We start from the raw sequence: 19,525 nt of genomic DNA, 5'->3' as shown, positions 1-19,525 counted from the left end.
TCAAGCCTGTGCGGCGGCGTGTTTTGCCGCAACATAGGCCCAGGTGATCGACGGGCCGATACTGCCGCCGGCCCCCGGTGTTATTCGCCCCATAACTGACGCGGTAGATGTGCCCGTGGCGTACAGGCCATCAATGGCTTGCCCGTCATCGCGCAGCACACGGGCGTGCTCGTCAGTCACTAGGCCGCCATAGGTGCCGAGGTCGCCAGGATAGATTCGCAGCGCATAGAAGGGGCCTTGTTCGATGCGGCCCAGTGAGGGATGAGTTTCGCTGAGGCGGTCACCCAGCCAGCGATCATAAACCTCGCTGCCGCGACCGAAATCCTCATCGATACCTTTGTCGACAAAGCCGTTAAAACGTTCAACTGATGATTTCAGTGCGGTCGGGTCAATGCCGCAGGCCTGCGCGAGTGCCTCGAGGGTATCGCCTGTCAGTAGAAAGTTAGATTCAAACCATTCCTTGGGTTTTTTCTTGCCGGGCATGCTGCCCGCGAGCATGAATTTATTCAGATACTGGCTGTCGAGAATCAGGTAGCTGGGAATCGCCGGTGTATTCTTGTTGTGTTCCAGTATGGCTTTGGACTGGGCCATATAGGACACGGTTTCACGCATGAAGCGTTTGCCGCTCTGATCTATCAGCATGCTATGGGGTTTGCAGAGATCTCCCTGCATCGCCGGTTTGAGGGCTGCATCGCCGGGCGGTAATGTGCAGGGTGAACCAACGCGCTCGTCCATCTGCGCTACCGCTGCGCCAATGCGCATGGCTTCCTGAAGAACCTCGCCGGTGTCGCCCGGGTTGGCGTTAGTCCAGTCGCTGCGTGCTCCCGGAATGTATTCGTCAAGCATCGCCTGGTTTCGGGCAAAGCCGCCAGCGTTGATCAGCACGCCGAGCGAGGCGCCAATTTCTACCGCCTGACCGTTGCTTGAGGCGACAATGCCGACCACGCGGCCGTTATCCAGAATGAAAGTGTTAACGCTGCTGTTTACGCGGACTTCGGCGCCTGCTTGCAGCGCAGCGTGCAGCAGTTGACCTTGCAGGGCGTGACCGGCAGTGACCAGGTTCTTGCCGCGCAGCTTGCTCCACAGCGTGCGTCCGATCATTCGAAAGAACGCTTTCTTTGCTGCTTTTGAACGTTTCATGTTGCCCAGCTGCATGGCCTCTTCGAGATAGGCCGGAATTGGAATGAACCCGGGGCGTAGTTTTGCTTGCCATTCCTTGTCGAGTTTTTTCAAATCGAACAGTTCGGAAACCACGGTGCGCCCGGATTCGGAGTAACCGGGAACCTGATAGTAATCAGGCCACTCAGGAACACGCCGAAACTGGCAGCCTTGCCCGATCAGAAACTCAAGCATTTCTGGTGCCTGATCCACATAGGCTTCGCGCCGCGTACGACTCGCGCCGGGGGTGTCGTCGCTGTCGCCGACCGCGTGTTCAAGATAGGTGATTGCGTCTTCCCGTGAGTCGTGGATACCTTCGGTTTGCATGTAGCGGTTGTTGGGGATCCACATGACACCGCCGGACGTGGCGGTCGTGCCGCCGATGAGATCGGTCTTCTCCAGCACCAATACCGATTTGCCGGCGGCGCGCAGCTTTAATGCCGCGCACATGGAGCCGGCGCCACTACCAACTACTATAAAGTCGAAATGTTCGTTCATCGCCTGTTCTCTTGGTTGTTATGCCGATCTTGCGTGCAGGTTCATGGCTGCGACGTGCAAATCTGCCGGCAGGTCAATCACTGCGCGAAACACATCGGTCACCGATTCAAACTGTGAGATAGGTCGTTCAAGAAGATTAATGCCGGCGGCGATGGCGGCCATACCGAAAGCCTTGCGGGCTTCCGGGTCTACATCCCAGGTCTTGCCTTCTTCAAACATTTGGCCGGCGCGAATGTTGGTAACGCGGATGCCATCGCCTTCCAGCTCCTGATGCATGCTTTTCGAGAAGCGTTCTACCCCGGCCTTGGTTGACTGGTAGACCGACAGGTGGGGGAAGTGCATGTCTACCGATTCGCTGGTGACATTGATAATGTGGCTGCCTTTAACCATCAGCGGTAAGGCTTCGCGCACACAGAGCATCGGTCCGGCAAGGTTAGTGATGACAGCGTTAAGGATCTGGTCATCGGTAGCATCGGCGATTTTGAACGGCTCGAATAGAGCGGCGTTGTTAATCAGTACATCAATGGTTTTATGGGTTTTGGCGATTTCAGCAAAGGCCTCGCGCACGGAGTCGGGAGAGCCAACATCACATTTTACCGCCAGCGCGCGATCACCAATGTCGTCGGCTGCGTCTTTAATTTTTGAAAACGTGCGTCCGAGCAGCACGACGTGGTCGCCCTCGTTGGCAAAGCGGCGAGCCAATGCCCGACCTAGGCCGACACCTGCGCCGGTAATTACGATGGTTTTGGACATGTTATCTGGCTCCCGTAGTTAGATTGTTCGCGAGCAAGGCTTGCTCCCACACGCAGGGGCTTGCTGCCTGCATGTGTTGTGGGAGCTGGCCCTGCCAGCGAATCATTGCTCGTCGTACACCGACAGATCTCCGGCATAGGCAATGCCGCCCGGCCAGAATCGGTCGCCGCTGATCTTGTTGAAATAGTGCACCGTGCGTGCAAAGGAGCCGGTATTGGAGCGTGGCTCCATGGCAATACCGCTGGGGCTTACTCCGCGGGCCCGCGCGCTGAAGTCGCGAATGGTAAACATCAAATCGTCGCTCTGGTGGGCGCACAACACCAGCTGGTCGCCAGGGCAGTAGTGTTTCGGTTCCACCTGAACTTCCGCTAGCTGGCCGCGTTTCATTCCCACATGGCCTGGCACGTTGATTACTTCTACGCTGTGTACGTTTTCGTACCAGGTCTGGTACTCGTCGAAATGGCCGGCAACGTAGTTGCCCAGCAAAATGCTGACACCGGAGAAGGGTTGGTCCGGCTGGTGGTTGGGGCTGAACTTCCAGTCGCCGTAAAGTTTATAAGTGTAGATGCGCTCGGCGGTGTCATTGGCGATCAGGCCGGCATCGCGCTGATTGGCCAGCAGCGGGCCCAGTGCGGGGATGTCTATCTCGGGAGTGTCGGACTCAAAATCGTAGACCGTCGCAAAGCGCCAAGGCTGGAGTATGTCGGGCATGATCTGGGCATCGGCCACCTCATGACGCTCGCTGCCTTTATAGCCTCGCAGGCGTTTCAGCTCCTGCCGATGCTCCCCGTCAAACCATTTGGCGTAATCGGATTCGCGCCCTTCAGGCACGTTATGAAGGTGGATTGTGGTGTACAAAGCCATGTTCTTATCACCCGTTACATGTTGTTAGTCAAGGTGTTTTGAGGCTCGATTGCGGGCCGCAAAAAATGCGCTAAGCCTATGTTTTTTATAGGCATAGTGCCTCCTGTTCAGGGGTGCCCTTCCGTGTTGCTATTGGACAGCACTGATGTATAATAGCTCAAACTGCGAAGGCTTGGCCAGCCGCAAGAAATTAGGAGTTTTTAATCATGAAAATCCGTATCGACAAGTCGGCTTGCGTGGGCAATGCCCGCTGCGCAGCAATCTCCGAAGTGCTGTTTGAGTTGGACGACGATGGCTACATCGCCGTTGAGGAAATCGACGTGCCTGAGGGTATGGAGCAGCTGGCCCGTCGCGGTGCGCGTTCCTGCCCAGAACGTATTATCACAATCGTTGAAGACGACGCTGAGTAGCCCGCGCTTCACGCCAGACTAATAAAGAGGAAAGACGATGGATTATTTGGGATACAAAGGTAAGCGCGTCATTGTCAGTGGCTGCTTCTCAGGTATGGGCGCGGCTACCGCCAAACAACTGGTTGAGCTGGGCGCAGAAGTACACGGTTTCGATTTCAAGGAAACCGATCTGGAGTTGGCTTCTTTTAATATTGTTGACCTGCGTGATCCTGCGACCATCGATGCAGCGGTAGAAAAGGTAGGTGGCAAAATAGATGCGCTTTTTAACTGCGCCGGTCTGCCACAGACCGCACCGGCCATGGACGTGATGAAAGTTAATTTTATCGGCATGCGCCACCTGACAGAAAAAGTGCTGCCGCTGATGTCTGAGGGTTCGCGCATTGCGACCATTTCTTCGAATGGCGGTTTGGGATACAGCCGAAAAATCGCTGAGCATATGGGCTTTATCGCCAATCAGGGTTTCGATGCAGCGGTAAAATGGTGCGAAGACAATATGGACCAGGTTGGTGAGGGCTATGCCTTCTCTAAAGAAGCCGTATGCGTTTGGACCATGTTTATGGGCGCGCAGCTTATCAAGAAAGGCATTCGTATCAACTGCACGCTGCCCGGCCCGACCCAGACGCCGATGATGAGCCACTTTGAAGCGGCCACCGACGACGCTGTACTCCAGTGCTTTATCCAGCCCATAGACCGCCGTTCTACGCCTGAAGAACAAGCGGCACCACTGATTTTCCTGAACAGCGAGCGTGCCAGTTACCTGAACGGTCTCGCCTTACCCGTAGATGGTGGTTTTATGGGCGGCATGATGACTGGTCAGATAGATCTTTCTGCCATGACGGTTCAGGCAGGCCCCGGCAAGTAGGTCTCGTGGTAGCCGTAAAAGCCCGTGGTTTCGGCGGCTTAGGCGAGCAGATTTCGGGCGGCAGATTAAAGTGATAAGGATGCCCAATGGCAACTGACGCAGTACTGAGTGACACAGTCGCGAAGCCGGATCACATTCCGGAGTCGTTGGTGTTCGACTTCGATATGTATCGCGATCCGGCGTTGGTGGCCAATCCCCACGAGCGGATTATGGACATTCATCGCAACGCGCCGCCCATTTTCTGGACGCCACGCAACAATGGTCACTGGGTATTGTTTGGACATCAGGCAAATTTTGAAGCTGCCCGAGATGTAGAAACCTTTTCCAATGAAATCTATCCGCGTGAGCAGATGGATGCAATTTTTGGCGAGCTTGAAAAAGAACTAGGTCGAATCCCGATGGCGGTGCCGATCAATCTTGACCCGCCGGATCACACCAAATACCGCCAGCCATTGCAGCGCGTATTTTCCCCCAAAGTTATTGAAGGGTTGCGCGAGAGTATCCGCGAACTAGCTCGGAAGCTTATCAGCCAGTTTGTAGACAAAGGTGAATGCGAGCTGATGAACGCCCTGTCTGAGCCGCTGCCGGTACAGGTGTTTCTAAAGATGCTGGGTTTGCCGCTGGAAAGACTGGCCGAATACCGCAAGCTGACCCGCGAACACCTCGATGCGATCGGTTCGTCTAATCCTATGGACAGCTTGACCTCAATGCAGGATGTGGCGGCAGCGATGCGCCCAACCATTCTTGCGCGCAAAGACAATCCTCAGGATGACATTATCAGCATGTTGTGGGAGGTCGAAATCGACGGCCAGCCTATCACTCTGGAAGATCAGGAAAACTACGGTGTGCTGCTGTTTATCGCAGGGCTCGATACTGTGATGCAGGGTATAGGTCACGGTGTACGTCACCTGGCGATGGATCAGGCGCTGCAGGCCAAATTGCGTGTCGCGCCTGAGCTCATCAAAGACGCCACAGAAGAACTTCTGCGGCGCTATACCTTTACCATACCGCCGCGCCGAGTCGATCGCGATATCGTGTTTCAGGGCGTTGAAATGAAAAAAGACGAGCGCGCAGTCATGTTCCTGCCTGGTGCCGACCTTGACGGCGCTGAGTACGAACATCCGGAACAGTACAAGTTGGATCGCAGCAAACCGCATATCGCTTTTAACGCCGGCCCTCATCGCTGCCTGGGGTCGCATCTTGCGAGGGTAGAGCTGCAGGTGGTGTATGAAGAACTGCTGGCAGCGATACCCCAGTTCAAATTAGACGCCACCAAGCCGCCCACTTTCCATTGCGGTAACGTGATCGGTGTCGAAACCCTGAACCTGGTGTGGGAGGTTTAACGCGTGCGACCGCTACCGAAACTTGATGCTATCAACCGAGATTTCTGGACCGGTGGTGAACAGGGCGAACTTCGCATCATGCACTGCGAAGATTGCGACGGTTATATTCATCCGCCGCGCCCGGTGTGTCGCCACTGCCTGTCTGACAACGTCAAAGCCAAAGCCGTGTCGGGCATCGGCACCGTAGATACCTTCACAGTTAATCATCAGAAGTGGCACCCGGCTATGGAAGTACCCTTCATCGTGGCGCGTATTGCGCTGGATGATGCGCCGGGTGTAATCATCACCAGCAACGTGGTCGGCTGTGAGGTAAACGAGATTGAATTTGGTAACAAGGTACAAGTGACCTTTGAGCATCAGGATGATGTTTACATTCCGCTGTTTGAGAAGGTGAAGGCATGAGCAAAGCATTAGAAGCCTATATCACTGGTATTGGACAATCGGATGTTGGTAAGAAGCTCGAGCGCCATCCTCTGTTACTGACGGTGGATGCGGTCAAGGAAGCGCTGGGCGAAGCGGGCTTGAGCATTGACCAGATCGACGGCGTCGCCACCTATCCCGGTCGGGTGCCGCAAATGCTGGGTTTTTCGCCGGTGGGTTCGGATGAGCTGATTGATGCCCTTGGCATCAAAGCCACATGGTATTCCGGTGGTGGAGAAGTTTCGTCACAGCTCGGCGCGCTGGTGGCGGCTGTTGGCGCTATTAAATCGGGCCAAGCCAGACACATCATCTGTTATCGCACTGTGTATGAAGCGGCGGCCATGGCCAGACCTGACGAATACCCTATGCCGCGCCGAGACCGTGTTGACGGCATGAGTCAGTGGACTGCACCGTTTAACGCTCTTTCAGCTGCTGTGTGGGTAGCGCAGTACGCCAACCGCCATGTAAAAAAATATGGTATGACCCGCGAGCAGTTGGCGCAGGTTGCCCTGAACGACCGCAAGAACGCCCAGTTAAACCCCAAGGCGCTGATGCATGGCAAGCCACTGAGCATGGAGGATTATTTGTCTGCGCGCATGATCGCCGATCCGCTGTGTCTGTTTGACTGCGACCAGTACACCGATGCCTCTACGGTGCTCATTGTGTCTGCTGGCGATGCGCTGGACGAGGTGAAATGTACGCCGATTCGCATTGCGGCTATGGCAGGCAGTGTGGACCGCCACAGTTGGGATCAACCCGAGTGGATGGCCTCCTATGATACGGGACGCGACCTTTGGCAGCGCACTGATTACAAACCTTCTGACGTGGATACCGTGCAGCTTTATGACGGCTTCAGCTTTCTTGCGGTGACTTGGTTGGAAGCCCTCGGTTTTTGTGAAGTGGGTGAGGGTGGCAAATTTATTGAAGGCGGTCAGCGTATTGCGCTCGATGGTGAACTGCCAATGAATACCTTTGGTGGGCAAATAGCAGCGGGCCGGTTCCATGGATTTGGCTTTGCTCACGAAGCGGTGTTGCAGCTGCGTGGCAACGGTGGTGAGCGTCAGATTGCCAATGACCCGAAGGTCGCTATTGCAACGTCGGGTGGTGGTCCGTTGGCCACCGCGCTGCTGCTGGCGAGAGATTAGTGTTACTGGATGAATTGCCCGGGTTTCGACGGCGTTTTCGTATTACGCCAGGTGCTGGGAAAATTCAGTGCGAAGTGGAAGACGATTTTCACTGCATGAGTGTGGTTGTTCACCACGACGGCACCATAGTTCGCGGTATGGAGGCGGATATGCGTCGTGCGCCATGGACCACATGTCCTGGCGCTGAGGCAAAAGTTCGCCAGACATTTGTCGGCGAAGCATTGGCAGATTTTGGTCGCCGCAGTGACAAGCGCAGTAACTGTACGCATTTGTATGACCTGGCTCTGCTGGCCGCTGCTCACGCTAACGATGATCAGCCATTGGTATACGACATTCTGGTGTCTGATCCGCTCGCGAATGAACGCCGGGCTGAAGTGCGGCGCAACGGCGATTGCGTGTTGTGGTGGGTAGAAAAAGGTTTTGTTTTGCAGGAGCCAGCAGGCGCAGCGGGTTTGAGGCTCGATAAGCTCAAGCCCTGGATAGCGTCGCTGGCAGCTGAGTTGCAGGAGCCGGCGAAACTGCTGCAGTGGGGCAATATGCTCGCCAATGGGCGAACGATTCCGCTGGAAAATCAATCGGATGCGAGCAAAATGCCGCCCAGTTGCTACACCTTTCAGCCCGAGCGTAAGCAAGTGGCAAAACGGGTGGGTGAAATTAAAGATTTTAGTGAAGGGAGCGAGCAGCCCCTCGATAAGTTCGAGCCTGCTTGGTAAATCGATACGTGAATGCGTAGTACAGCGAAACTTGTCTGCCAAGTTTTATCTAAACTGTAAGAAACCGGCAAATGTGTAATCGCCGACAGGAGGATGTTATGGAAAAGAACGATATGGTAATCATCAGTGTGGATGATCATATCACTGAGCCGCCGGATATGTTCGACAAGCACTTGTCTGGCGATGATCTGGCCACTGCCCCGAAATTCGGTACTGACGAAAAAGGCAAAGCCTTCTGGACCTATCAGGGCATGTTTATGCCATCTGTCGGTTTGAACGCTGTCGTCGGTCGTCCGAAGGAAGAGTACGGTATGGAACCGAACTCGTTGGAGCAGATGCGTGAAGGCGTTTACAACGTGCACAAACGTATCGACGATATGAATGTAAACGGCGTAGCCGCCTCACTGAACTTTGGTACCGTAGTGGGCTTTGACGGTGGGAAATTCCATCTGGCGCCTGATAAAGATCTGGCTTTGAAACATCTGCGAGCTTACAACGACTGGCATGTGGATGAGTGGTGCGGTGCTTACCCAGGCCGTTTTATTCCTTGCGCCATTCTGCCGACCTGGGATATGAATGCGACCGTTGCCGAGATAAAGCGTTTGGCGGCCAAAGGCTGCACCGCAGTTTCCCTCAACGAAAACCCCACCAAGCAAGGTTTGCCGAGCGTTCATAACGCGTACTGGGAGCCGATGTGGAAGGCGATTGCCGAGCACGATTTTGTGATGTGTCTGCACATCGGTGCAGGGAACCCGGTGCCGCACGCCTCCATGGAAACGCCAATTGAAGCGTGGATCACCACCATGCCGCTATCGAGTTCTGTGGGCGCCGCTGACTGGCTGCACTTGGAAGCTCTGCACAAGTATGATCTGAAAATCGCCCTGTCAGAAGCCAGCATCGGCTGGGTGCCTTACTTCCTGGAGCGCGCGGACTTCGCCCATTCGCGTCACAAGTATTGGACCCGCAACCACTTCGGTGGCATGTTGCCGAGCGAGCGCTTCAAGAAACACTTCATGCTGTGTTTTATCGACGATGCTTACGGTCTGAAAAATCTCGATGAGCTGAATGAAGATCTGGTGGCATACGAGTGTGACTATCCGCATTCCGATACGCTGTGGCCTGAATGCCCGGACTTTTTGTGGGAGCAGTGCAAGCACCTGACAAACGTTCAGATCGACAAAATTACCCACCTGAACGCGATCAACTGGTTTAACTTTGATTTGTTTAAGTTCAATAAGAAGGAAGACCTGACGGTTGGTGCACTGCGTGCGAAAGCCAAGGCAGATGGGGTTGATACTACACCGAAATCCATGCCGGGTGACCGCCCGACAGATGAGGCGGAAACCCGTCGTATAACGTCCGGTGATCTGGCGAAAATGTTTGCTCACCACGCCCAAGAAGGTGAGAAGAAAAAAGCTGGCTAACTGCCGGTGAAATAGAAAAGGCTCCGACATTGTTGGGGCCTTTTTTTTATTGAAAATTCGGATGGGCATGGAAGTTTCGTGCGGCTGTTAAGCGGGGGCGAGTTTTTGGGGCAGCGTGAGAACGATGGAAAAGTGAACTGGCAATGACCAAAGTCGATTGGGTGCGCGGCGACGCGCTAGGACTGGACTTTCCGGCTCACGCAGACGCGCTTATCGCAGGCGGTGCTGCATTTCTTACGCGTGCATTTCGCGCCTCTGGAATGTTGTCAGAAAACAATGCTGTATCGTGTATTAATAACGCGCGTGAAGTCAGCGGCGGCAGCACAGGCCGAAAAACGCTGCTGGTTGTCGACTACAAACGCCCTGAACCCAATCTGCATAACAACCTGTTCGTCAAATTCTCCCGAGATTTCGACAATAGGCGTCGAGATGCCGCCAAAGTGCAGATGGAGTTGGAAGTGCGATTTGCTCTGTTATCACAACTCCCTGATTTCCCGGTAGTTGTGCCGGCATGCTATTTCGCCGATTTTCATGTCCAAACCGGTACGGGAATTCTGATAACTCAATGTATTCCCTTTGGGATGGATGGCGTTGAACCGCAATATGAAAAAGGGCTCGATCACGAAATGCCCGATCAGCTTGGCCATTATCAGGCACTGATCCGTGCCTTGGCGAGACTGGCTGGCAGTCATAAAGCCGGTCGACTGGGTAATACTGTTGAGCGCTCGTTTCCCTTCGATCCCACCAAACTCACCGTAAGCGCCCGCGCACCGTATACGCCAGCGCAGATTGGCGAGCGGGTGGATGACTATATCCAACTGGCCACCGAAAACCCGCAGCTGTTCCCCGGCGCCTTAGGAACGGAGACTTTCTTTGCGCGTCTGCGCGATGAAGCGCCGCGCTTTCAGTCACTTTCAAGCAGGGTTATCACGGTCCTGCAAAGTCGGCCGGAGATGGTCGCCTTGTGCCACTGGAACGCCCACGTGGACAATGCCTGGTTCTGGCGCAACGCCAGTGGCGAGTTGACCTGCGGACTTATGGATTGGGGCAACGTTAGCCAGATGAATGTAGCGGTTGCGCTGTGGGGCTGCCTCAGTGCCGCAGAGCTGCCCATTTGGAATGAGCATTTTGACGATTTACTGACGCTATTTATCAGTGAATTTGAAAGCTGCGGCGGTCCATTATTGTGTCGGAAAACGCTCTTGCGGCACCTAACCCTGAATGTGGCCATGATGGGGCTGGCCTGGATGCTCGATTCCCCGAAAACCATGCTGGCGGCGCAGCCGGAACTTGCCAAAGCCAAAAGTCCGCGCGATGCTCTGATAACCTCAAATGAGCAAGTGCGTTCCCAGCTGCTGATATTGACGGCCTTTCTGAATCTTTGGGAGCGCACCGACATGAACGCGTTGATGCACAGCCTTGAGCACGGTTGCGTATAGCGCAGTCAGTTCACGCGACGAATGATTCGTTCGGCGAAGGCTTCCATAAAATGCTTTTTCTGATCCAGGGAGGAGCCGCGGCCAAGTCCGTATTCAAAGGGCATGTTCAGCCCTGAGGTCATTCCCGTCTCCGCCAGTCGTTGAAACGTTTCCGGCTCAAGTGAGGCCGTCAGGCCAATAAGCGTATCGAAGGGCTGGTCGTCGCGCCCGACCTCGGCACGCAAAGTTTGCAACTCGCTTATGATGCCTGCCACTTCGTCAGGGTGATTGCCGGTACCAATCCAGCCGTCGCCAAAACGGGCCGCGCGTTTCAGGGCCAATTTGTTGGCGCCGCCTATGTAAATGGGAATGCCGTGCCTGGGAGCTGGCGCCAATTGAATCGGTGGAAAGTCGAAAAACTCACCGTGAAACTCTACCATTTCCGGTTTCCAAAGCGCTTGAATAACCTGCAGACTTTCGTCGAGTCGCTTGCCCCGGGTTTTGAAGTCGACGCCGTAAATGTCAAATTCCTCGCGCATCCAGCCGGCGCCAGCGCCAAGGATAAAGCGGCCTTCGCTGAGGATGTCGAGTGTCGCACAGGCCTTGGCTACTTCAATGGGGTTTCGCAGCGGCAGCACATAGACACCGCAGGTAAATCGCAGGGTGCGGGTGGCTGCGGCCATCGCGCCAAACAGTGCCCACTGATCCGGATATTCCGAGTCTGCCGTTTGCGGGGGATAACCGCTGCTGGAATAGGGGTAGGCGGCTTCCATACGTTGCGGGTAAAGCGCATGATCGCCGGTCATAACACCATAAAAGCCGACTTCTTCGGCGAATCGGGCAATCTCGATGAGTTGATCTGTTTCTGCCCAAGTGATGGGCTGCCAGAATCGCATAGTTTCTAGATCCTTCACTCAGGTGTTTTCAAAGAATTCGACTATCAGGGGGTCACCTGCCCGTTCCAGATAGGCGGCGGCTACCGTGTCGGAAAAACGCTTGTACCAGATGGCGTGATAGTCCAGTTTGGCTGCTTCTTGCACGCGCTGTTCCAGGTCTATGACCGGAAAACGTACGTGGTGCAGACCCTCTCGCCCTTGGTCCAGAAACTCTTTGTGCGGAGTCTTGCCAGACAGCCACTGGATCAGCTCAATTTCCACTTCTCCGCTGCGAGCGAAGGCGAGTTTTAGTGAGCTGGTTTCCTGCTGGCCGCGATAATCCCACTCCATGTCGGGTGCGTCCATCACCGTAAATTCACCGAACAGAGGCGTATAGCGCGCTATCGCCTCGTTCAGGTCGCTGACCACAAAGCCCACCTGGTCGATGGGTGGCAGATTGAGGGCTGATTTGAGGTCATCGCTCATGACGGGATTGCCTAGTTGCTGTTGTTATAGGCCTCACTCTAGGTCGTGTTTCGCGTTAAAGCAATTGTATGAGTGCGGCGCGAGTCAATTCTCTGTTCGTCTACAACCAACCAGTTGGTTGGAAGTGGTGAGGTGAGAGGCGTAGGCTGGATAACCTTATCCAACGGGCTGATAACGACAGGATTGCCTAACGTGACTCGCGCAATACCGCATCAGAAAAAACGGCAGTATCTTCCGGCCACGGAGCGGCGGCGTCGGATTCTGGAATCGAGTCGCGCGGTCTTTGCTCAGTCTGGTCTTAGAGGTTCGCGTACACGTGAATTGGCTCAGGCGGCCGGGGTTAATCAGGCCACCCTATTTGAACACTTCTCGTCCAAGGAAGAGCTGTTTATGCAGGCGGTGGTTGAGCCGCTGGTTGAGTTGATGGCGGGCGCACGCAAACGTGCCGGGCACTATGCACAGGCTGATTCCCCCGAGGTTTTCTCTCGCCGGCTTGAACAAGCAGTCGGCGAGCATCTAGGCAGCGTAGCCGACAGTTTTCCGTTGCTTGTTCAGGCGCTTTTTTCTGATCAGACCCTTGGCAGCAAGTTGTACTGTGAACATATCGCGCCGGCGCTGGAAGCTCAGGCGGAGGCAATGAAAGATTTTGTCGCCGATGATCTTGAGCCGCGACTGGTGCAGCTTGCCAGTTTCGGGATGTTTTTTGCGGTGGCGATGGATAGCGCCATGACCGGTCGAACCGTTGATCAGCAGTGCGTCGCCAGACAGTTAAGTCGGATGCTTGCTCACGGTGGAACGACGCTTGTGAAGGATACAACATGAAACTTGATGACTATCGCCTGCTGGGGCGATCCGGATTGCGGGTGTCGCCATTGTCGCTGGGTACCATGACCTTTGGCATGCCTGGCTGGGGTACCAACCTCGACGAAGCCGAACAGATGCTCAATCTTTACATGGAGCTGGGTGGCAACTTTATCGACACGGCCAATTTTTACGCCAGCGGTGAATCGGAGGCCATGGTTGGCAAGTTGGTGTCAGCGCGGCGCCAACAGATGGTCGTTGCCACCAAGTACAGTCTCACCATGCGTAAGGGCGATCCTAACGCCTGCGGCAATCAGCGCAAAAATATGGTTCAGGCGGTGGAAGACAGCTTGCGTCGCTTGCAGAGCGACTATATTGATTTGCTGTATTTGCATTTGTGGGACAACCGTACGCCGGTGGAAGAAATTCTTCGCGCTTTTGACGATTTGGTGCGGGCTGGAAAAATCCTTTATGCCGGTATTTCCGATACGCCGGCATGGCAGATCTCGCGTATGCAGGCGGTGGCCGATCTGCGCGGCTGGTCGCCGCTGGTGGCACTGCAGGTTCCTTACAATCTCACTGAGCGCACCGTCGAGCGCGAGTTTATGCCCATGGCTCGGGAAATGGGTCTGGGTGTATTGCCCTGGTCACCGCTGGCCGGTGGTGTATTGAGCGGTAAATATTCGCGCGATGATCTCAAGGCTAAACCTGGGGGTGGCGGTTCGCGCAAGGACATTAATCTGGCGACCGGCCGTTTGACCGAACAGGCGCTGGATATTGCCGAGGTCGTAGCCGCTATTGCCGATGAGCTTGACTGCACTGCGTCACAGGTGGCACTTGCCTGGACGTTGCAAAACACTGCGGTTACCTCACCGATAATCGGCGCCCGTACCTTCGAGCAATTTGCCGATAACCTCGGGGCCTTGGACGTGTCGTTTTCTGCAGCGCATTTGGCGAAACTGCACGACGTGAGTGCGGTGGAGATGTGTTTTCCGCATAACATGATCGATACCGGCCCCGCCGAGATCATGTTTGGCGGCATCAAGGTAGAACCGCGCCGCTGAAGTTTTTTGCGTCGCTGGTAGAGAAAGCCGCACTAACTGTCGGGATCAATTCAGCGCAAACGTACTAGTCTGAACACGTGCATTAACTTGCCCTTCAGGGTGATAACACTAGCAGGAGACTTGTGATGAAAGAGAAAGAAATCGACGCTTTGAAGGAAGAGGCCCGACAGTACATTCGCTACGACAAGGACAAAAGCACCAAAATCGCCACGCTCACCTTTGCCCGGCCTGACAAACAGAACTCAACCACCATTGGTATGCGTCAGTTATATGCTGATCTGGTGCATCAAGCGAATATAGATGACGATGTAAAAGTGCTGGTACTCCGGGGTGAAGGCAAGCACTTTGGGGCGGGTGGTGATTTGCCGGAGCAGGACGATATGCTGTCAGCCTCCGAAGAAGATGTGTCGCTGCTGCATGAATTCGGCATCAGTAACAAGGAAGATGTGCGCTATCCACCAAAAGGTTCCTATCGTTTTTTGCACGGTTTGACGGATCACTACGCCAAAGCCCGAGCCGGCAATCGCCCGCTGCAGGAATTCAAGAAGATCAGCATTATCGAGGCTAAAGGCTACTGTTACGGTTGGCACTTTTATCAGGCTGGCGACGCCGATCTGGTTGTTTCTTCGGAAGAGGCTCTATTTGGACACCCTGCCTTTCGTTATGTGGGCTGGGGGCCGCGCCTGTGGACCTGGATCGAAATGATGGGTGTGCGTAAGTTCTCTGAAATGTGGTTTACGGGGCGACCGTTTACCGCGCAGGAAATGAAAGAGTGCGATTTTATAAACAGTGTTGTACCGCTCGAAAAGCTGGAAGCAGAAACCGCCAAATACGCTGAAGCCTGCGCCCGCACACGCCCTACTGACACGATACAGGTGCAGAAGACGTTCCTGGAAATGTACAAACAGTATCGCGGTGAGTACATGGGCAGCCTGATGACAGGCTTTGTCGAAGGTATGTTGCCGATGATGACTAATGACCGGCAGGATGATGTTCAACTCGGCGACGATGTTTTCGGCAAGGGGCTGAATAATATCGTCAAAGACAACGATCTAAACTACCCACCGGAGTGGCGATTGAGCTACGGCGGCCGTGCGAAAAAAGACTGAGGGCTGGACCTGAGGAAACCTCGGCATGGAATACCGCACGCTAGGCAGTTCCGGGCTTCAAGTACCGGTACTGAGCTTCGGGACTAGCACCTTCGGTGGCAAGGGCCGCTTTTTCTCGGCATGGGGAAAACTGAACGCGATCGAAGCGCGGCGGATGATTGATATCTGTCTAGACGCCGGCGCGAACCTGTTTGACTCTGCGGATGTGTATTCCGAGGGCGCTGCCGAAGAGATTCTGGGGGCTGCGTTAAAAGGGCGTCGCGACAGGGCATTGATCGCCACCAAGATGGGCTTGCCACTGGGCGATGGTGTGGCTGACAGCGGCACATCCGGCCAAAGGATTGTGGCTGCTGTGGAAAAAGCGCTGAACCGATTGCAGACCGACCGCATCGATCTGCTGCAGCTGCATGGTTTTGATGCGTCCGCACCCATCGATGAAGTGCTTGCCGCATTCGATTCGCTTGTGCAGTCAGGCAAGGTGCGCCATGTCGGCGCGTCAAATTTTTCTGGCTGGCAGTTGATGAAATCACTGGCTAGCTCAGATAAAAACGGCTGGCCCCGTTATTTGTCCCATCAGGTGCATTACTCGCTGGTGGGGCGCGACTACGAGTGGGAGTTGATGCCGTTAGCCCAAGATCAGGGTGTGAGTGCCATGGTCTGGAGCCCGCTGGGCTGGGGGCGTCTTACCGGCAAGGTTAGCCGCCATCAGTCAGCGCCGGCGGGAAGTCGTCTGGACACGGTCGCACATTGGGGGCTGCCGGTGAACGAAGAAAAGCTCTACAACGTGGTGGATCTGCTGCAGGAAATTGCCGGTGAAACCGGCAGAAGCATCCCCCAGATTGCCCTAGCCTGGCTGTTGACGCGGCCGACCGTTGCGACGGTAATTCTCGGTGCCCGTAACGAGAGTCAGCTGCAGGATAATCTGGGTGCCGTTGGCTGGTCGTTGAGCGATGATCAGTTGCAGCGTCTGGACAAGGCCAGCGCGGTGACGCCGCCGTACCCGTACTATGCCTATTGGTCGGATCGCAGTTACCGACGCCTGAATCCCCCGCCGGTCTGAGGGACGGTTCAGGCAAAGTGCGGTGCGAGAATGGTCTGTTCCATAATGCTGGCCACACGCTTTGCAGAGATTGGTCTGTCTTGTTCCAGCCACCAGGTCAGCAGCGCGATCGTGCTGCTGGAAATAATAACGATGGAGGCTTCGTTGGGCACCCATGATGACCGGGTCGGCGCTTTGGCGGCAACTTCGCGAGCAACGCGCACGAATTCATCACGCACGGCGCCGGCTGCTCCCCCGGTTAGGAGTGCTTTCCACAGCTGGCGGTGTTTGGCCACATAGCGACATAACAGTAGTGGGCCCAACTCCGCATCGTTGCCATTAGCGCCCTGCAGCGTGAGTTCAATCAGGTCGCGTATGGCATCGGTGGCCACATCGTCCAGAAGCGCGTCCTTTGACGGGTAGTGCCGGAAAAAAGTGGTGCGTCCAATGCCGGCTCGAGCGGCCAGCAGGGGGATGGTGATCTGCTCCAGCGGTTGGCTTTCCAGCAATTCCAGCATCGCAGCGCGCAAGGCTTCGCGCGTGCGTAAAACGCGTGCATCACTGGCAGACGCAAAGTGTGGGCGGTAGGTTTTAGTACTCATGCGCGCCTTGTCTGTTGTCTGTGAAAATTGCGGAGCATAGTCATGTCGTCTCGACATTGCCAGTCGGCGGCTCAGAACGACCAGCGGAAACTGCCGATCACGGTGCGCGGCGGATTGGGCGCGCGAACCCCCAGGCCCGCAGCCGGGATCGCTTCAATACCCGTGTTGGCGTAGCGTTCGTCCGTTGCGTTTTCCACGCGTACCCCGATCGACCAGTTGGCGGTGGCGTGATGTATGCCCAGCGAGGCACTGACTAGCGTATAGGCCGGTTGAATGTGGCGAGGATCATTGGATTCATGAAGGAACCGCTCGTCAGTGAACTGAACGCCTAGCCCAGCGCGCAGATCGAGATTTCGGAACAGCGCGACGTTGGTCAGCCGTGCCATGGGGAGATGAATCGAAGGTGTAAAGCTGGCTTCCCACTCCGGAGCCTGGGTCAGCTGCTGGCCCGTCAGGTCGCAGCGCGCTTCGTCATCGCCGTCGCTGTTGGCATTGTCAGTGAAGCAGGTTGCAATGGGGAAATCGATATACTCCGAATCGTTGTACCCCAGCGAGCCGCGAAGGCTCAGCCAGTGATTGGGCAGCCACGTGAAATCCAGCTCCAGCCCTTTAACTTCCAGTTCGCCGACATTTGTGACCTGGGCGATGGGAATGAACCCGCCGTCTTCATTGGCGGTGGTGAACAGCTGGAAATCTTTCATGTTCATCAGAAAGACGCCGATATTCAGTTCAGCGGCGCCGTCTAACAGACGCATTTTGCTGCCGGCCTCCCAGGCATCTACATAGGCCGGCTCTACGGTACGCGCTTCCACTGAGTCAGAATTACTGAAGTTGTTGAAGCCGCCGGGTTGAAAACCTTCGGCCCAGGTAGCGTAGAAATTGACGTCATCGGTCCAGTCAAATTTAAGGCCGACTTTGGGGGCGCGGTATTGCTCGGTATTGCTTTCGGCGCCATTAAAGGAGGACACCAGATTCTCTATGATGCAACAGGCGCCGTCCTCTGACTCGATGGTTTGCACCCAAACGGCGTCCTTGCGAATTTCGCTGACTCGCAAGCCGGCAAACAGGGTCCAGCGATCCAGAAAGTACCAGTTGAACTGGCCGAACACCGCCTGCTCCCGCGCTTCCTGTTCAAAATTGGCGGTAAAGGATTCCCACTTGTCTGGTGGCAACACACCCGGAATCGGGAAAAAGCCCGGTAATGAGCTGAGGCCAGTGAGCGTTACTGTCAGTGGTGCATTCAGTCGGGTGATTGCATTGGTGGGCTTCTGGTCGCGACGCTGGTAAAACACACCGGCGGTGAAATCGCTGTTACCGAGAGGTAAGCCAAACAGTGAATCCAGGCCAAGAAAGCCGTCGAGGTTTGGGGAGCCCAGACGGATCTCGGCGGTGTCCTGTTTGCTGGCCTCGTCAATTTCCACCGTGTTGGCAGGCAGGGGGGAATTGTCGGAGTCGGCAAAGGTTATGGACTCAAGCTCCGAGTAACCGGCGATGAGATTTATCGTCCACTCGCCGAGATAGAAACTGCCCTTGAGTGCCAGCGTGTCTGTCTCCGCATCGCGATAGTTCGGGCTGTCGACGGAGCCGATTAAATTGTCAGGGGTGACATCGACATTCGGATCGGCAGCGCGCAATTGCTCTTCCCAGCGTTCATGGCCAAAAACTATTTCTCGGGGGGAGCCGCCAAAGTGGCTGTCGTCGTGTTGATAGCTCAGCATAATGTCGCCGCCCCAGACGTCGGGGAAGGCAAGCTTCAGTCGCCAGGACTCTCGTGAGCGCTCACCAAAGCCTTCATCCGCCTCGGGGTTGGTCAGCGCAGTTGTGTTCTTCATGTAATTGCCGTACTCCTCTTTGAGCCAGGCAATTCGGGCATTCATCCGGTCCGCTATCAGTGGGCCGCCGAGCGCTGCCTCATAACGCCTTCGCTCGTATTCGCCACCTTCGGCGCTCAGATCGAGCATGGTATCCTCGCTCGGGTCGCGCGTGGTGATGTTCATCAGCCCTACGGTGGTGTTGGCACCAAAGAGTTGCCCCTGAGGGCCGCGCAGAACTTCCACTCGCTGCAGATCAAACAGGCCTGCAGCAAAATAGTCGGCACGCGAGTAAGGCACCTCGTCGATGACGATCCCAACAGGCAATGCCAGCCCGCGGTTTACCACTGTATTGGTTGCAATGCCTCGTACTCGGGGTTGTATGTAATTCCCGGCAAAGTCCACCCTGACATTGGGTACATACAGCGCAACATCCTGCAGATCGGATATACCCTGATCCCGCAGAAATTCACCGTCTAGTGCCGACATGGAAATCGGAACGTCCTGAATCTGTTCAGCCTTGCGCTGGGCGGTGACAAATACTTCTTCAATCACTGGGCCGCGGCTGGTGCTTTCGCTCTGTGCCCATGGGGCTGACGAGAGATAGAGCATGGGCAGGGCAATCAACAGGCGGGGGGATAGCAAGGCGTTCATTACATGGCTCGTTGTTTAGCGGTGCAGCGCGGCAGGGCGCTTTACCCGGTAAGAATTATTGTGTACTTTAGTTATG

Annotated in this window: 19 protein-coding genes; 12 read left to right on the top strand and 7 right to left on the bottom strand. The window is 55.4% G+C overall.

Annotation, left to right across the window (positions count from 1 at the left end):
* From ABYP39_RS02305 to ABYP39_RS02295, 3 genes are all read right to left on the bottom strand, one after another.
* Window positions 1-1,656 carry an FAD-dependent oxidoreductase gene (locus ABYP39_RS02305; RefSeq protein ID WP_372759529.1) on the bottom strand — a complete coding sequence of 552 codons (1,656 nt, stop codon included), beginning with the start codon at window positions 1,654-1,656 and terminating at the stop codon, window positions 1-3.
* Between the two features lie 18 nt (window positions 1,657-1,674).
* The gene (locus tag ABYP39_RS02300) at window positions 1,675-2,409 is read right to left on the bottom strand and encodes an SDR family oxidoreductase (RefSeq protein WP_372749360.1); all 735 of its coding nucleotides are present in this window, start codon (window positions 2,407-2,409) and stop codon (window positions 1,675-1,677) included.
* A 102-nt stretch (window positions 2,410-2,511) separates the two neighbouring features.
* Entirely contained in the window at window positions 2,512-3,273 is a 762-nt protein-coding gene (locus ABYP39_RS02295; RefSeq protein WP_372780952.1) for a hypothetical protein, read from the bottom strand.
* A gap of 206 nt (window positions 3,274-3,479) precedes the next feature.
* Between ABYP39_RS02295 and ABYP39_RS02290 the strand changes: the two genes are divergently transcribed.
* The 8 genes from ABYP39_RS02290 to ABYP39_RS02255 all read left to right on the top strand — a co-directional run bounded on the left by ABYP39_RS02290 (window position 3,480) and on the right by ABYP39_RS02255 (window position 11,029).
* Window positions 3,480-3,683, top strand: a complete 204-nt coding sequence (locus ABYP39_RS02290; protein WP_372749362.1) for a ferredoxin — start codon at window positions 3,480-3,482, stop codon at window positions 3,681-3,683.
* 37 nt (window positions 3,684-3,720) lie between these two features.
* Complete coding sequence (locus ABYP39_RS02285; protein ID WP_372780950.1) at window positions 3,721-4,545, top strand: coniferyl-alcohol dehydrogenase; 825 nt, start codon at window positions 3,721-3,723, stop codon at window positions 4,543-4,545.
* A gap of 86 nt (window positions 4,546-4,631) precedes the next feature.
* A complete protein-coding gene (locus ABYP39_RS02280; RefSeq protein WP_372780948.1) occupies window positions 4,632-5,888 on the top strand; it encodes a cytochrome P450 in 1,257 nt (418 codons plus the stop codon).
* A 3-nt stretch (window positions 5,889-5,891) separates the two neighbouring features.
* Window positions 5,892-6,290, top strand: coding sequence for a Zn-ribbon domain-containing OB-fold protein (locus ABYP39_RS02275; protein WP_372780946.1), 399 nt, complete (start codon window positions 5,892-5,894; stop codon window positions 6,288-6,290).
* A complete protein-coding gene (locus ABYP39_RS02270) occupies window positions 6,287-7,453 on the top strand; it encodes a thiolase family protein (protein WP_372780944.1) in 1,167 nt (388 codons plus the stop codon). Before ABYP39_RS02275 ends, ABYP39_RS02270 begins: the two co-directional genes overlap by 4 nt.
* The gene (locus ABYP39_RS02265; RefSeq protein ID WP_372749795.1) at window positions 7,453-8,166 is read left to right on the top strand and encodes a DUF2889 domain-containing protein; all 714 of its coding nucleotides are present in this window, start codon (window positions 7,453-7,455) and stop codon (window positions 8,164-8,166) included. The genes ABYP39_RS02270 and ABYP39_RS02265 overlap by 1 nt, the downstream gene beginning before the upstream one ends.
* A gap of 98 nt (window positions 8,167-8,264) precedes the next feature.
* Window positions 8,265-9,590, top strand: coding sequence for an amidohydrolase family protein (locus tag ABYP39_RS02260; RefSeq protein ID WP_372749794.1), 1,326 nt, complete (start codon window positions 8,265-8,267; stop codon window positions 9,588-9,590).
* A gap of 143 nt (window positions 9,591-9,733) precedes the next feature.
* The gene (locus tag ABYP39_RS02255) at window positions 9,734-11,029 is read left to right on the top strand and encodes a hypothetical protein (protein ID WP_372780942.1); all 1,296 of its coding nucleotides are present in this window, start codon (window positions 9,734-9,736) and stop codon (window positions 11,027-11,029) included.
* 5 nt (window positions 11,030-11,034) lie between these two features.
* Here the strand turns inward: ABYP39_RS02255 and ABYP39_RS02250 are convergent, their stop codons facing one another.
* Window positions 11,035-11,904, bottom strand: coding sequence for an LLM class F420-dependent oxidoreductase (locus ABYP39_RS02250; RefSeq protein WP_372758475.1), 870 nt, complete (start codon window positions 11,902-11,904; stop codon window positions 11,035-11,037).
* Between the two features lie 18 nt (window positions 11,905-11,922).
* Window positions 11,923-12,369, bottom strand: coding sequence for a VOC family protein (locus ABYP39_RS02245; protein ID WP_372747525.1), 447 nt, complete (start codon window positions 12,367-12,369; stop codon window positions 11,923-11,925).
* A gap of 192 nt (window positions 12,370-12,561) precedes the next feature.
* On the opposite strand from ABYP39_RS02245, the gene ABYP39_RS02240 reads away from it, so the two are divergent.
* The 4 genes from ABYP39_RS02240 to ABYP39_RS02225 all read left to right on the top strand — a co-directional run bounded on the left by ABYP39_RS02240 (window position 12,562) and on the right by ABYP39_RS02225 (window position 16,403).
* Complete coding sequence (locus ABYP39_RS02240; RefSeq protein WP_372747524.1) at window positions 12,562-13,191, top strand: TetR/AcrR family transcriptional regulator; 630 nt, start codon at window positions 12,562-12,564, stop codon at window positions 13,189-13,191.
* Window positions 13,188-14,234, top strand: coding sequence for an aldo/keto reductase (locus ABYP39_RS02235; RefSeq protein WP_372758474.1), 1,047 nt, complete (start codon window positions 13,188-13,190; stop codon window positions 14,232-14,234). The genes ABYP39_RS02240 and ABYP39_RS02235 overlap by 4 nt, the downstream gene beginning before the upstream one ends.
* A 125-nt stretch (window positions 14,235-14,359) precedes the next feature.
* A complete protein-coding gene (locus ABYP39_RS02230; protein WP_372747522.1) occupies window positions 14,360-15,343 on the top strand; it encodes an enoyl-CoA hydratase/isomerase family protein in 984 nt (327 codons plus the stop codon).
* Window positions 15,344-15,368: 25 nt separating this feature from the next.
* Window positions 15,369-16,403 (top strand): aldo/keto reductase, encoded by a 1,035-nt coding sequence (locus tag ABYP39_RS02225; RefSeq protein ID WP_372780940.1) that lies wholly within the window; start codon window positions 15,369-15,371, stop codon window positions 16,401-16,403.
* Between the two features lie 8 nt (window positions 16,404-16,411).
* Here ABYP39_RS02225 and ABYP39_RS02220 read toward each other — a convergent pair whose 3' ends face one another.
* Both ABYP39_RS02220 and ABYP39_RS02215 read right to left on the bottom strand, forming a co-directional pair.
* A complete protein-coding gene (locus ABYP39_RS02220) occupies window positions 16,412-16,984 on the bottom strand; it encodes a TetR/AcrR family transcriptional regulator (protein WP_372747520.1) in 573 nt (190 codons plus the stop codon).
* Between the two features lie 71 nt (window positions 16,985-17,055).
* Window positions 17,056-19,449 (bottom strand): TonB-dependent receptor, encoded by a 2,394-nt coding sequence (locus ABYP39_RS02215; protein ID WP_372780938.1) that lies wholly within the window; start codon window positions 19,447-19,449, stop codon window positions 17,056-17,058.
* Between the last annotated feature and the right edge of the window lie 76 nt (window positions 19,450-19,525).

Source organism: Litorivivens sp. (genome assembly GCF_041625495.1).
Taxonomy (GTDB): Bacteria; Pseudomonadota; Gammaproteobacteria; order Pseudomonadales; family Spongiibacteraceae; genus Litorivivens.
Note: the sequence above shows the minus strand (reverse complement) of the source record. Positions and strands in the feature narration are given on the sequence as shown.

What these genes read in the sequence shown, in the direction of transcription:
- ABYP39_RS02305 (WP_372759529.1), bottom strand. Translation starts at nt 1,656, where the DNA reads ATGAACGAACATTTCGACTTTATAGTAGTTGGTAGTGGCGCCGGCTCC.
- ABYP39_RS02300 (WP_372749360.1), bottom strand. Translation starts at nt 2,409, where the DNA reads ATGTCCAAAACCATCGTAATTACCGGCGCAGGTGTCGGCCTAGGTCGG.
- ABYP39_RS02295 (WP_372780952.1), bottom strand. Translation starts at nt 3,273, where the DNA reads ATGGCTTTGTACACCACAATCCACCTTCATAACGTGCCTGAAGGGCGC.
- ABYP39_RS02290 (WP_372749362.1), top strand. Translation starts at nt 3,480, where the DNA reads ATGAAAATCCGTATCGACAAGTCGGCTTGCGTGGGCAATGCCCGCTGC.
- ABYP39_RS02285 (WP_372780950.1), top strand. Translation starts at nt 3,721, where the DNA reads ATGGATTATTTGGGATACAAAGGTAAGCGCGTCATTGTCAGTGGCTGC.
- ABYP39_RS02280 (WP_372780948.1), top strand. Translation starts at nt 4,632, where the DNA reads ATGGCAACTGACGCAGTACTGAGTGACACAGTCGCGAAGCCGGATCAC.
- ABYP39_RS02270 (WP_372780944.1), top strand. Translation starts at nt 6,287, where the DNA reads ATGAGCAAAGCATTAGAAGCCTATATCACTGGTATTGGACAATCGGAT.
- ABYP39_RS02260 (WP_372749794.1), top strand. Translation starts at nt 8,265, where the DNA reads ATGGAAAAGAACGATATGGTAATCATCAGTGTGGATGATCATATCACT.
- ABYP39_RS02255 (WP_372780942.1), top strand. Translation starts at nt 9,734, where the DNA reads ATGACCAAAGTCGATTGGGTGCGCGGCGACGCGCTAGGACTGGACTTT.
- ABYP39_RS02250 (WP_372758475.1), bottom strand. Translation starts at nt 11,904, where the DNA reads ATGCGATTCTGGCAGCCCATCACTTGGGCAGAAACAGATCAACTCATC.
- ABYP39_RS02245 (WP_372747525.1), bottom strand. Translation starts at nt 12,369, where the DNA reads ATGAGCGATGACCTCAAATCAGCCCTCAATCTGCCACCCATCGACCAG.
- ABYP39_RS02235 (WP_372758474.1), top strand. Translation starts at nt 13,188, where the DNA reads ATGAAACTTGATGACTATCGCCTGCTGGGGCGATCCGGATTGCGGGTG.
- ABYP39_RS02230 (WP_372747522.1), top strand. Translation starts at nt 14,360, where the DNA reads ATGAAAGAGAAAGAAATCGACGCTTTGAAGGAAGAGGCCCGACAGTAC.
- ABYP39_RS02225 (WP_372780940.1), top strand. Translation starts at nt 15,369, where the DNA reads ATGGAATACCGCACGCTAGGCAGTTCCGGGCTTCAAGTACCGGTACTG.
- ABYP39_RS02220 (WP_372747520.1), bottom strand. Translation starts at nt 16,984, where the DNA reads ATGAGTACTAAAACCTACCGCCCACACTTTGCGTCTGCCAGTGATGCA.
- ABYP39_RS02215 (WP_372780938.1), bottom strand. Translation starts at nt 19,449, where the DNA reads ATGAACGCCTTGCTATCCCCCCGCCTGTTGATTGCCCTGCCCATGCTC.